Below are 12,871 nucleotides of genomic sequence, written 5' to 3' on the forward strand. Positions count from 1 at the left end.
AACTACCCCTACACTTCTAGCGTTTCAGATACGCTCATTATTTTTCCTTCGTTTTCCGTCAATAAATCGATAAATACTTGTGGATCTTGTTCGATCACTGGGAATGTATTGTAGTGGATAGGTACGACCAATTTAGCACCGATCCGTTTAGCTGCTCTCGCCGCATCTTCCGGCCCCATCGTGTAGTTATCTCCAATCGGCAAAAATGCAACATCAATCGAAAATTGTTCTTTTAGCAACGCAAGGTCACTGAAATCAGCTGTATCTCCAGCATGATAGATCATTTTTCCTTCAGCTTGGATAACAATTCCGCTAGGTTCTCCCATATATTGCAGAATACCATCAACTTCATAGCTCGAACTATGTTGTGCAGGTACGAATTTTACTGTACCAAAGGGAAACGTGTATTTACCGCCGATATTCATCCCATGTCCTTTTACCCCACGACTTTGTGCATAATCTGCGATTTCAACAATACTTATGATCGTGGCATCGTTTTTCTCAGCAATCGGGATCATATCTCCTATATGGTCACTATGTCCATGAGTAACTAAGATCCAATCTGTGTTAACTTTTTCCACTGTTAAATCCGTCTTGCTGTTTCCTGTAATAAAAGGATCGATGATCAGCCGTTGTCCGTCAGCCATTTCTACGGTTAGGCAAGAATGGCCGTGATAAGTAATTTTCATTTTTTCCACTCCCAACACTTTTTATTATGAATAGTAAAACGATTTCACTTTCAGAAATCTATCTAAATAATAGTACAGTATATACGAAATCATTGTAACAGATAATACAGGTTGCACCAAGTCCAAAGTCAGTTTCAGCCGCTAAAAACAATTTAAACCAGATCTGCATAGATTGGTTGGACGATTGTTTCGAAGTCTTTTCTAGCAATTTTGATGCTTCTACCGATTTCACCACTCGACATGACTAACTCATTTTGTTCTTTCAATGTGTTGTCCGCCAGAAAAAGATAGTCTGGATGCTCTTTATGGATGCCGATTGGCGTATTTGCTCCGTGAGGATAGCCAGTATAAGCCATCACGTAGTCCATACCGGGAAAACCAACTTTGTGATCTTTAGACACTTTTCTCGTTTTTTTATAATCCAAGTGTGCAGCTAAAGGAACAATTGCAATGATCACACCTGTTTTATCACCTTTTAAAACCAATGTCTTGCAGACAAGCTTTGGGTCGATCTTTTGAGCTTGTAATACCGCCTCAAAATTTTCTAAATCTTCTTTTCTAAAATCAATAGGTTGATAGCCTACTCCTAAGTCATCTAAATAGTTTTCTACTTTTGTTTTTTCCATTTACTTTTTCTCTCCTATCTCTTTAAGTAACTTCATTCTCATCTTATCATCAACTATAAAAATAAACGGTATGGAAAATCCTTCTCACTGTGGAGAAAAATTTCCATACCATTATTGATTATGCTTATTTTTTACCTCTACGTTGAGTAGCTTCCATGATCACTGGCAAGATGACAGGACGTCGTTTTGTTTGTTCAAACAAATAGCGTCCAAGCTGATCTCTAATATCTTGTTTGAGTTTACTCCATTCAAAATCATTGCTTTCTAAATGTTTCCCAACGATTTCTTCGATCATATTGCTGCTTTCTTTCATCAAATCACGACTCGCTTTCACATAGACAAACCCACGTGATGTAATTTGCGGTTTTGAGATGATTTTCTTCTCACGGCGACTGATCGTAACGACTGCCACGAAAATTCCATCTTCTGACAGGATCTTTCGATCACGTAATACGATATTTCCGATATCACCAATACCTAGTCCATCGATCATGACATTCTCAGCGCTGATTGTCCCAGCAACACTCATCCGCTTATTTTTATATTCTAAGACATCGCCACGCCCTGTAATATAAATATTTTTATACGGGATTCCAACAGCGTGGGCTAAATCAGCATGTGCAGCCAATTCACGATATTCTCCTTGAACGGGAATAAAATAAGTTGGCTTCATAAAGTTCAGCATCAGCTGCAAGTCGTTAGGATTCGCATGGCCAGATACCCGCATATTCTCAGAAATAAGTTTCACCGATCCGCCAGCTCGATAGATCATATCTTCCGTTTTAGCGACCATTGTTTCCATTGCGATGCTAGGAGTGGTTGTAATATAGACCAAATCGCCTTCTTCGATCTTGATGTTACGGTGCGTACCGTTTGCCATTTTTTGTAAAGACTTGATAGGTTCACCCATGCGACCTGTTTCTAGGATGATCAGCTCTTCTGGTTTATATTTTTTCATATCTTTCAACGTAACAAGTAGATCTTCACTAGGAAGTTGGAGTTTTTCTAAGCGCATCGCTGTCCGAATGATCCGTTCAAAATCTTGACCAGTCAACACCACTTTTCGTTGCGCTTTTTCTGCTGCATCCAACACTTGTTGAACTCTTTGCAAGTTACTTGCTACGCAAGCGACAATAATTCTGCCTTCCCAATACTTGATCGTATCGAACACTTCATCTGCAATCTGCAATTCAGATGCAACCGGTACTGGGTTTTCTGCATTTGCTGACTCACTAAGCAAAGCAAGAACCCCTTCTTTACCAATCTCAGCTAGACGGGCATAATCTGTTTGATACATCGGGATCGCTGTCTGATCGAATTTGAAATCCCCTGTGTAGACGATGCTGCCTTCTTTTGTTTTCAAGTTGATACCTATTGAATCAGGGATCGTGTGTGTTGTACGGAAGAAACTGACGATTGTTTCACCAAAATCGATTTCTGTGTGTTCATCTACTACATGAAAATCTTTGAATCCTTTTGCGGCATCATTCCGACTGACACTCAATTTTGCTAACTCGATCGTTAGCTCTGTACCAAAAACAGGAACAGATAACTTCGATAATAAATAAGGTAGTGCTCCGATTGCGTCCGCATGTCCATGTGTCAAAAAGACACCAGCTACACGATCGATATTTTCTTCCAAATACGTAAAATCAGGAATGACGACATCGATTCCTAACAATTCGTTTTCAGGATATTTTAGACCGCAGTCTAATACAAAAATGTCTTCTCCCACTTCAGCGATATACATGTTTTTTCCATTTTCACGTACGCCGCCTAAAGGGATAATTTTAATGGTACTCACAAATTTCACCTCTTCTTATGATGTCCAAGTTTAAAGACATCGATTCTCTTCTTTAACTAAATACGTGATTCATTTTAATGAAATACTTGCAAAATTTTTTGCTCTTCATACTAGCAATTAGCTGACAGCTGACTCGTTTTGATCCCTGCCACTTTTTTGAACAAGTTCCATCGAATAAATGAATCTTTTATATTTGTAAACACAAAAGCTGATCTTATCCTCATCAGCTATTCCCCATTATTATACAACAATTTACTCAAATCGCTAGTATCAGCCATTTTGTTTAATGTGAACCATTTGTTGCTCCTTTGATTGGGGGTAGAAAGAAGATAATAGGCTGAACCTTCTTGGTCTCCTTTCCCACATCATCCGTTACGAATATACTCCGTCCATTTTAACATATTTTCGGAAATAACTATAGTCAGATTTTCTAAGTTGTAAAAATCACTGCATAGAATAACAAAAGGGTTTAAGTTCTATTTAAGGTGACTTTCCTACACTCGTTCTTGTAACTATTAGGAGGGATACATACGATGAATTTTATGAAACGCGCATTAAAAAGTACCAAAGTAAAATGGGGACGTTCTTTATTGTTATTCGCAGTCTTTACTGCCATTCTTATTTTTGTACTGGCAGGTTTGACGATTCGAAGTGCGGCTGAACAAGCAGCAAAACAAGCACAAAAAGATGTTGGTGCGACTGTCACATTAAGCGCCAATCGTCAGTCAGCTTTCCAAAAACAAGAGGAGAATTCTACGAGTGATTCCTCATCAAGTGAGCGTCCAGATCCTGGCAGTTTTTCACTCACTCCTGTTTCATTGAGTGACGCAGAAAAAATAGCCAAACTCAGTAATGTGAAAAGCTACTCTTTTGAAAGTTCTGCTTCTGCCCTTGCCAAGAGCGGGATCACCGCTATTTCCAGCTCTGAGTCTTCAAGTGATTCACAAAGTACTGATTCAAACAATACAAACGCTCCTGGCGGCATGGGTGGCGGACCACAAATGATGCAAGCAGATTTTCAGATCAGCGGTGTATCAGCTACTAGTCAAAATAGTAATTTTACAGATGGAACAGCAAAAATCACAGACGGTGAAGGAATAACCGCAAGTGATAAAGGAACGAACAATGTTGTCCTTGATTCCACATTAGCTGAGGCAAATGATCTATCTGTTGGAGATACCTTTAAAATCACCAGTTCCAAAGATGAAGACACTGTATATGAAATGACGGTTAAAGGAATCTACGAATCGACTGCTACAACTAGTAGTATGGGAATGAATTTTAGTTTTATGAATCCCTCCAATACACTTTATACCTCTTATACATTTGCGAATGAACTAAACGGTACCACAGATGATGATACAGTTGACTCAGCTGTTTACACTTTGACTGATCCGGATGAAATGGCTGATTTTATTTCAGAGGCAAAAAAATTGATCGACACAGATACGTTCAGTCTACAATCCAATGATGCGTTATATCAATCCATGCTTGAACCGTTGAACAATGTTGCAAGTTTCTCTAAAAATGTTGTCTTGCTAGTAGCCGTTGCAGGTGTCATCATCTTGACATTAATTATTATGATCACGATTCGCGAGCGCCGACACGAATTAGGTGTCTTGCTCTCTTTGGGAGAATCACGAACGAAGATCATCCTACAATTGTTTATTGAAGTAGCGTTATGTATGATCCTAGCCCTCGGTGTGGCTTCGATCAGTGGTAATGTTGTAGCCAATGCAGTAGGTCAGCAACTTTTAGAACAACAGACAGAAAATACCTCTCAAAATCAGGGTCAAACAGCCCCTGGTCAAATGCCCGATGGTAATGCCCAAGCTCCTGATGGACAGAGAAACAGAAGCAACAATAATCCGTTTGAAGTTTCCCAACAAGTAAAAGAACTCGAAATCAGTGTTCAGCCTGCACAATTAGGCCTTCTCGCCGGTGTAGCATTCGGTATCAGCTTACTCTCTGTTTTTCTTGCATCAATCGGAATTTTGCGATTAAATCCAAGAAAGATTTTACTAAACTAAAGGAGGAATTCGATGTTACGAACAGAACAATTAGGTTTTTGGTATCAAAATCCAGAGGAAGCACTTTATAAAGATGTCAATTTATCATTTGAAACAGGAAAGATGTACGCTATTTTAGGTGCGAGCGGTTCTGGAAAAACGACCTTTCTCTCTTTGATTTCAGGACTCGATCAACCGAAAGAAGGAAAAGTATACTACGAAGAACAATCATTAGCGAAAATCGGCTTACGGAATTACCGCAAAAATGATGTATCAATTATTTTTCAAGCCTATAACTTATTGCCGTATCTTTCAGCCGTTGATAATGTGATCGTCGCTATGGAAATCTCAAATGCCAAACATAAAGAGTATCGCCGAATAGCTTTGGAACGTTTAGCGAGAGTAGGTATCGATGAAACTCTTGCAAAAAAACAAGTAACGAAATTATCTGGCGGTCAGCAACAGCGTGTGGCAATCGTCCGTGCTATCTGTTGCGAGCATCAATTGATCGTCGCCGATGAGCCTACTGGAAACCTTGATGAAGTATCTTCGCAAGAGATTGTCCACTTATTCCAAGAAATCGCTCATGAACAAAATCGCTGTATCATCATTGTGACTCATGAATTAGAAGTTGCAAAAAGCTGTGATGAAATCTATGAATTAAAAAATAAAGAATTTGCTAAAATCACCCTTGATTCGCCAGAATAACTTTTTGATCCGACACACCAAAAAGAGGCTGTGACAGAAGTGTTTAACTCCGAGAAATAAGAAAAAATCAACGAAAATTGCTTTTCAAATTTTTGTGAATTTCGGCTTATTTAAGAAGGAGTTGCTTCTGCTCACACCGTTTATTCGTTTTTTAAGAATAAAACAAAAGTATTCCTTACTTTTGTCTCACGCTCTGAAGGTAACTAAATGAATGTGGGATAAATCTAACAATCAGGTTTGCTACAGACTCTCGAATAAACGGCATCCAAAAGTCAATTTTTTGGGAAATTTCAAACCAAAACGACTTTTGTCTCGACCTCACACTCTGAAGGCAAATAAACGGTTGGAACAGGAGTTGCTCCTGTTCCAACCGTTCTTTGCGCTTACTGAATTGGGTATCATTTTATCATCGTGTACTATTGGGAACTCTACACGATAAACATCGATACTTATTTGCGGTGATCATCTTTTTTGGAGAATTTTTCTTTGACATCTTCAAAGCCTTCTTTGATGTCATCGCCGAGGTCACGTGCTTTTCCTTTGATATCGGCACCTAAAGATTGAGCTTTGCCTTCTGTTTCTTTGCTTTTATCATTAGTAGCTTTACCGTATGCTTCTTTTCCTTCACCGACTACTTTATCTTTTGTATCTTCTGTACGACCTTTTAAATCTGCCATTCTAATTCCTCCCTTGATTTTCATCTCTTACTATTATCAGAGTATCATCAACTATAGAAACAGACAAACAGAATGCTTGGACACCCTAGATCGTTTTTTCAAATGTCCCCCAAACTTTGACTTCCTGCTCTTTCACCATTATCTGTCCTTTGGCGATCACTGAATCAATCGTTAGTGTTTCCTTATCAAGGATACATAGATCAGCATCATTTCCGACTTGTATTTGCCCTTTGCCTTCAAGCTTTAGAATGCGCGCTGGGTTAGTTGTGATAGCTCGAAGTGCGATTTCCAATGGAATATTTTCCTTTTGGACGGCTTCTTTGATACCAACTAATAATGATTTTGCACTACCAACACCCATCCCGATAAAATGGTTATTTTCATCAAAATAAGGCAGGCTTCCTTGACCATCGGAAGTCATCGTAAAATTATCAAGTGCAACACCCGCATCTAATAATTGTTTCAATGCTTTACTAAAACGGACTTCTCCATCTGTTTTTTCCCAAAAATCAGGATCTTCGCTTGCAGTGAAATCGATAGTACCGCCATTTTTAGCAAATTCAATACATGCATCAAGTAATTCCTGTGTGCGATTCGCATGGGTTGGTAAAAATTGTGAAATGGGAATTTCTGTTTCTTCTACTACTTTTTTCAATAGTTCAAGTTTCCTTGTTCCCCCACCTAGATGGACATTCACGATTCCAGCTTTACCTGATAACATCCCACCCACACGTGCATCAGCAGTGGCACGAGCAAATTCTTCAAAAGTTGGCTGAGAAGAACGGTGATCAGAAACAGCAATTTCACCGATTCCAATTATTTTATCGATTGTCAAAAAATCTTTGATGATCGAATCAGTGACAGTTTTGACAGGTAATCGATACGAGCCTTCATATACAAAAGTAGTGATCCCTTCTGCTTCTAAGCCTTTCGCTTTACTAATGAGCGCAGTCATATCCCGCCCTTCACCATCTGTTCCTAAACAGCCGACCACAGTAGTCACACCAGCTGATGTCAATTGACTCAATGTGACTTCTGGCGTGCGATTTTGAAAGCCTCCTTCACCACCACCTCCTAGGATATGGAAATGACAGTCGATAAATCCCGGTGTCAACAGTTTCCCTTCCCCAGAAATTTCTTCCACCTCTAATTCAGAGTAACCACCTGTAATGTTTTCCTCTAGTGCAATGATCTTATTTCCTGCAAGTAAAACATCTAATTTTCCTAAATAATCTGGTGCGTATACTTCAATTTGTCGAATAAGTTTCATTTTTTTCTTCCTTTCTTATAAAAAAGCAACTGCACCTGCTATAGGTCCAGCTGCTTTTTTGTTCTTCTATTCTTTTATTGTAAACCAATGGCTATCGCGATCATAATAAAAATCGTTCCCAGTACAAAGAAAAATCCTTGCATTTTTATCTGGAATTTTGCCCATTTAGCCCATTCGATACGTGCCACACCTAGTACCCCAATCAAGCTTGCTGATACTGGTGTAAAAGCATCCATGAACCCTGAACCTAATTGGTAAGCTAATACAGCTACCTGGCGTGAAACACCAACTAAATCCGCTAACGGTGCCATGATCGGCATCGTCAACGCTGCTTGTCCTGAATTTGATGTAACGACTAAATTGAAGAGACTTTGGAAGATGTACATCGCCCAAGCGCCAATCACTGCCGGCACACCTGATAATAGTGAACCAATACTGTGTAAGATCGTATTCAATGCAGAAGGCACAGATGCATCTGAACCACCTAATACTAATAAGATTCCTTTCGCCATCCCTACAACAACTGCAGTTCCAGCTAAATCTGCCGCTCCGGATTGGAACGAAGAAGCGATATCATTGACTTTCATATCATCAAGTTTGAAAATCACAGCAATGATCCCAGCTGCCAATCCCATCACAAAGAACTGAGATGCAATTTCTGGAATATAATAGCCTTTCTGGGTAACGCCCCAAACGATCCAAACTAATACAGCCAACATTTCAACTAAGATCAACTTATGTCCTAAGGTAAATGCTTTTCGCTCATCCGTTGTTTTCTTCAAATGACTTCTGAAATATTCATCTGATTTATATGTTACAGAACTTTCCGGATTTTTACGAACTTTCTCTCCGTAGATCATCAAATACCCTGCAGATAGTGCCGTAACGACAATCCACATGATCAAACGGAACGTGGCACCAGATAGTACTGGTATTCCCGCAATCCCTTGCGCTACTGCTACACTGAATGGACTCATCCAAGAGGTAGCATTACCAACTTGAGATGCTACGTAAGTCACCGTAACTGCAACGATCGAATCATACCCGAGAGCAATGACAAAGGGAACCATTACCATAGAAAATGGGATTACCTCTTCTGCCATCCCGAATGTTGCGCCTCCAAATGAAAAAGCGAAAAATAATAACGGTAAAGCAAGGCGCTCTAATCCTTTTGTTTTACTGATAAAAGCATAGATACCTGCATCAATAGCGCCGGTACGCATGATGATCCCAAACGCTCCACCGACAACAAGAATCAAGGCAACGATCCCAACTGCAGAACCATACTTATCGCCAGAAACTAGACCTTCAAAAACAAAATTCAAAAAGCCGAATCCACCAAAATCATCGGTTCCCCAAATCTTCGCTGTTTTATGGAGTTTCTTGGAAGTATCATAAATGCTTTCTCCATATTGGTCATATAACACATCGTCCGTTAGAGAAATTTTGTCAAGTTTCTCTTGTGACAGATTTTTTTCTCCCTCAGAAATGACCTCTTCTAAGCCTTTTTCTGGAACATCTAGTTTTTCTCTTTGTGATGGGTTATCTTGTAAGTCCTCCAACTGGTCAAACACATAAGACTTGTCTAATTCATATGCATAACGGAATGAATCTTGTCGTAACACCGTCCGTGTGCTAGTTTCTCCGTTTGCATCTTTATATTCAATGTCTTGTGTACTGAATTTTCCTGCTGGAACAAGAAATGTTAGTATCCATGCAAATATAACAACGCCAAAAATAATGACATACGTATGCGGAGTCGTCATTTTTGTAAGATCTCTTTTAGGTTTTCCCGAAGAAATTTTTTTCTTCAAAAGCAATTCTTCCTTTCTGTTTACAAATTTAATGAATAAAAAATGGATAAGCAACTAGATTATACAGTAAAAATATACTTGAGACATGAATTATCCATTAAAAAAATTTTTTTCTTTTGACTAAATAAAAATCTCCTAATCGTCATCAAAATATATCTAGTTAAGAAAAATAGGTATATTTTATAATTAATCTTCGATTAAAAAAATTGGGAGCGTCAATAATTTTGTGTAAATAACTCGTCCTTCTGCAAAATAATGGGTTACTCAGTAAACATTGAAGCTAATGTATCCGTCACTTGTTGGAAGCCTTTATGGCTTCTATTTAAGAATTTTTGATTGTATGTATCAAAGATGGATACTAGGAAACGCTCTAGTGATTCTTCATTTTGAAACTGCTCTTTTCTGCGGCTGTATTTCTTGATTTGTTTATTGAAAGATTCGATTAAATTAGTTGAGTAAATGCTTCGGCGGATACCAGGCGGAAACTCATAAAAAGTCAATAAATCTTGATTTTTTATCAGTGACTGCGTCACTTTAGGATAAGTTTTCTGCCACTTCTCAATCATACTCCCTAAAAAGGTATTTGCCTCTTCCTTTGAGCTAGCTTGATAAACAGCCTTAAAATCATCACAGATTTCTTTTCGATCTTTGACACGTACTTTATGAGCAATATTACGGGAAACGTGAACACAGCAATGTTGGTATTTAGCTTTAGGATAAATCTGGTGAATCGTATCTTTCATGCCTTTTAAGCCATCGGTAATAAACAGTAAGACATCATGAACCCCTCTGGAGTAAATGTCCTCTAACAACTCATTCCAAACGTAGGTCGATTCAGTCGGAGCAATCGCATAACTTAGTACTTCTTTAGTGCCGTCTTCTCGTATACCAATGGCAATATAGATTGCTTCTTTGGAGACGGTTTGCCGTTTTAAAGGAATATAAGTAGCATCCATGAAAATAGCGACATACTTATCATTTAGAGTTCTAACTTTAAATGCATTTACTTCTTCAGTCAGCACTTTAGTCATGTTGGACATGGTTTGGGGCGTGTAGTGATGCCCATACATTTTCTCAATCAAGTCTGCGATTTCCGACATGGTAATACCTTTTCGGAAGAGGTGAATGACGGTCTCCTCTAAGGTATCATTCGTCCGTCTATAAGCAGGAACAGTCTGTTGCTTGAACTCGCCGTTGCGGTCGCGCGGAATCTGGAGATGAAGTTCCCCGTACTCGGTCTTGACCGTACGGTCATAGGAGCCGTTACGAGAATTACCCGTGTTAAAACCAATGCGATCGTACTTTTCGTAATCGAGGAAAGCCGTTAACTCCGTTTTGAGAAGCGTATTGACAGCTTTTTCCAAATGGACACGGAATAATTCATTCAAATCGCCTTTGTTCGCTAGAGTCTTTAGAATTTCTGTAGTAAAATCGTTCATATGGAAGTCCTCTTTTCTGTGAATGTGTTGTGGTAACTCTATTCTACAGAAGGGACTTCCTTTTTTCTATTTACACAAAATATTTTACACTCTCAAAAAATTTTCTATCTTTCATCTTTTGTAAAAAGTTGATCCATTTTTCTCATCATATGTAGATAACTTCTATTTATTCATTCCCTGATATTTCCAAATATATATTCATGTTTTCTGCTATTTTTTTTCGTGGAAAACGTTCTCTGCATAAATAAGGTCCATTATTTAAGACTTTTTTTCATTCAATAGATAAACTTCATTGCAATAATCATAACTAATGTACTATAATTGCAGTGTAAAGAGTTTTGGGGAAGACTCTTTCATCAACGTGTATTAAGAGACAAGAAAGAATTCGCAAGAATTCTTTCTTGTCTCTTTTTAACTATATTTTCCATTTACTGTTTCAGTTGGCAGACTGTAAAATAGATCATTTGTTGAAGCAATAGCATTGTAGCAATCGAGGCACCGCCGCAAATTTCAGAATCAACATTTGGCAAAGTCAAGACACCATCATTCATCTTTGCATGATTGTCTAATACCAAATCTGCAAACTCGAATAATCGTAATCCACTACTATGATGTGACTTGATACTTCGGGATAGATCAAATCCCGTGACAACGATCAATGTGTAGTCGTTGTCTTTGATCCACTGTGCTAATTCTATTATACTGGGATTTCTGCCTTCATTTGAAAGAAGCAAAAAGATATCTTCCGATTGTGTAGTAAGTTGCTCAATGATCGCTGTACCTGTTCCTTCTATTTCTTCATATATTCCATTTGCCGGATTTTTTATTAGTGTTCCTGGGATCGATTCTGGCAGCTGTTCCCAAAATTCAAAAGCCACACCGCTAAGTGAGCGACTAGCAAATATCTGTAATTTTCCACCCAAAGAGATTTGCCGAGCTATCCATCTTCCGGCTTGTGCCATGAGCGGTTCTTCGATTCTTAATTTCTTTTCCAATTGATTATAGTAATCAAAGTAGCGTAAACCCATCTGTTTCTCCTGCCTTTACATTCACGACAGAAACAGCTTCCTAATTTTAAGTGAGATAGAAACAGAAAATGACTAGTTTGTGGTAGAGTAGCTAAATACAAAAAAGGTATCAGGCGTTCTGCCCAATACCTTGACATAGCAAATCAACAAGCATTCGATCCCTTGAAAAATCTACAGCAAGGGTAGAATTTTCACCTAAAATTAGGTACAATAAATAAGGTCGATGCAACTGCATTGACTATGGCAAATGATCGGTCAGGGTGTAGACGTGTGACTGGTCATTCCTTGGTAGTTAGTTGCCGCTAACTATCAAGGAGCCTTTTTATTCAGCTGTTTCTATCTGCAACTATTGTAAGTAAACTATCCTACTAACGCAAGTATGAAATAGCAAAAAAACAAAGATAAGAATTCTTTACATAACAATATTTTCAATATCACACTAGTCAAAATCCTATTAGTATAGGATTTTTTATTTTGTTCCTAACAAGAATCAACTGTTATCGACAAATTAAATAAACTATTTTTTTATTCTATTTTTGAACATTTACTTGCAGTTACGCTACTATTATCTACAAAAGCTATTATTCCACTCAAGCACACCACTTCATCTACTCTTTCTTTTGTATTTTTTTTATTATATGATGGAATCACTAAAACTCAATGATTAGGGGAAATTTATGGTTTATGTATGGGGACTTATTCTTTTTTTGATTATTCTAAGAAGCAGAAATTCGAATAAAACAAACCAAAAACAGCAGCGTTGGTCAACTATCCTTTTGATTATTTGTGGCCTACTCGCTATTGGTA

The 12,871-nt window shown here is 38.3% G+C and carries 10 protein-coding genes and 1 pseudogene; 3 read left to right on the plus strand and 8 right to left on the minus strand.

Annotated elements, in window-relative coordinates:
• Nucleotides 1-8: 8 nt before the first annotated feature.
• The 3 genes from CJZ72_RS02255 to CJZ72_RS02265 all read right to left on the minus strand — a co-directional run bounded on the left by CJZ72_RS02255 (nucleotide 9) and on the right by CJZ72_RS02265 (nucleotide 3,119).
• On the minus strand, nucleotides 9-689 hold the full coding sequence (locus CJZ72_RS02255; RefSeq protein ID WP_081135565.1) for a metal-dependent hydrolase: 681 nt from the start codon (nucleotides 687-689) through the stop codon (nucleotides 9-11).
• Nucleotides 690-841: 152 nt separating this feature from the next.
• Entirely contained in the window at nucleotides 842-1,315 is a 474-nt protein-coding gene (locus CJZ72_RS02260; RefSeq protein WP_081135567.1) for a YbaK/EbsC family protein, read from the minus strand.
• A 124-nt stretch (nucleotides 1,316-1,439) separates the two neighbouring features.
• On the minus strand, nucleotides 1,440-3,119 hold the full coding sequence (locus CJZ72_RS02265; protein WP_005876674.1) for a ribonuclease J: 1,680 nt from the start codon (nucleotides 3,117-3,119) through the stop codon (nucleotides 1,440-1,442).
• 533 nt (nucleotides 3,120-3,652) lie between these two features.
• Between CJZ72_RS02265 and CJZ72_RS02270 the strand changes: the two genes are divergently transcribed.
• The 3 genes and pseudogenes from CJZ72_RS02270 to CJZ72_RS15200 form a co-directional block, all read left to right on the plus strand.
• A complete protein-coding gene (locus CJZ72_RS02270; protein ID WP_081135570.1) occupies nucleotides 3,653-5,149 on the plus strand; it encodes an ABC transporter permease in 1,497 nt (498 codons plus the stop codon).
• Between the two features lie 12 nt (nucleotides 5,150-5,161).
• A complete protein-coding gene (locus CJZ72_RS02275) occupies nucleotides 5,162-5,836 on the plus strand; it encodes an ABC transporter ATP-binding protein (protein WP_081135572.1) in 675 nt (224 codons plus the stop codon).
• Between the two features lie 34 nt (nucleotides 5,837-5,870).
• A pseudogene (locus CJZ72_RS15200) lies at nucleotides 5,871-5,984 on the plus strand (DUF3788 family protein); the annotation flags it as partial.
• 301 nt (nucleotides 5,985-6,285) lie between these two features.
• Here the strand turns inward: CJZ72_RS15200 and CJZ72_RS02285 are convergent.
• The 5 genes from CJZ72_RS02285 to CJZ72_RS02310 all read right to left on the minus strand — a co-directional run bounded on the left by CJZ72_RS02285 (nucleotide 6,286) and on the right by CJZ72_RS02310 (nucleotide 12,064).
• Nucleotides 6,286-6,513: a CsbD family protein gene (locus CJZ72_RS02285; RefSeq protein ID WP_005876667.1), complete on the minus strand. Its 228-nt coding sequence runs from the start codon at nucleotides 6,511-6,513 to the stop codon at nucleotides 6,286-6,288.
• Between the two features lie 85 nt (nucleotides 6,514-6,598).
• Nucleotides 6,599-7,783 carry a beta-aspartyl-peptidase gene (gene iadA, locus CJZ72_RS02290; RefSeq protein WP_005876664.1) on the minus strand — a complete coding sequence of 395 codons (1,185 nt, stop codon included), beginning with the start codon at nucleotides 7,781-7,783 and terminating at the stop codon, nucleotides 6,599-6,601.
• A 74-nt stretch (nucleotides 7,784-7,857) separates the two neighbouring features.
• Nucleotides 7,858-9,597 carry a putative basic amino acid antiporter YfcC gene (gene yfcC / locus CJZ72_RS02295; RefSeq protein WP_005876662.1) on the minus strand — a complete coding sequence of 580 codons (1,740 nt, stop codon included), beginning with the start codon at nucleotides 9,595-9,597 and terminating at the stop codon, nucleotides 7,858-7,860.
• Nucleotides 9,598-9,857: 260 nt separating this feature from the next.
• Nucleotides 9,858-11,036, minus strand: a complete 1,179-nt coding sequence (locus CJZ72_RS02300) for an IS256-like element ISEfm2 family transposase (protein ID WP_081133701.1) — start codon at nucleotides 11,034-11,036, stop codon at nucleotides 9,858-9,860.
• A gap of 428 nt (nucleotides 11,037-11,464) precedes the next feature.
• Nucleotides 11,465-12,064 (minus strand): SIS domain-containing protein, encoded by a 600-nt coding sequence (locus CJZ72_RS02310; RefSeq protein ID WP_081135577.1) that lies wholly within the window; start codon nucleotides 12,062-12,064, stop codon nucleotides 11,465-11,467.
• Nucleotides 12,065-12,871 lie beyond the last annotated feature (807 nt).

The sequence above is a fragment of the Enterococcus durans genome, from assembly GCF_002277935.1.
Lineage (GTDB): Bacteria > Bacillota > Bacilli > Lactobacillales > Enterococcaceae > Enterococcus_B > Enterococcus_B durans.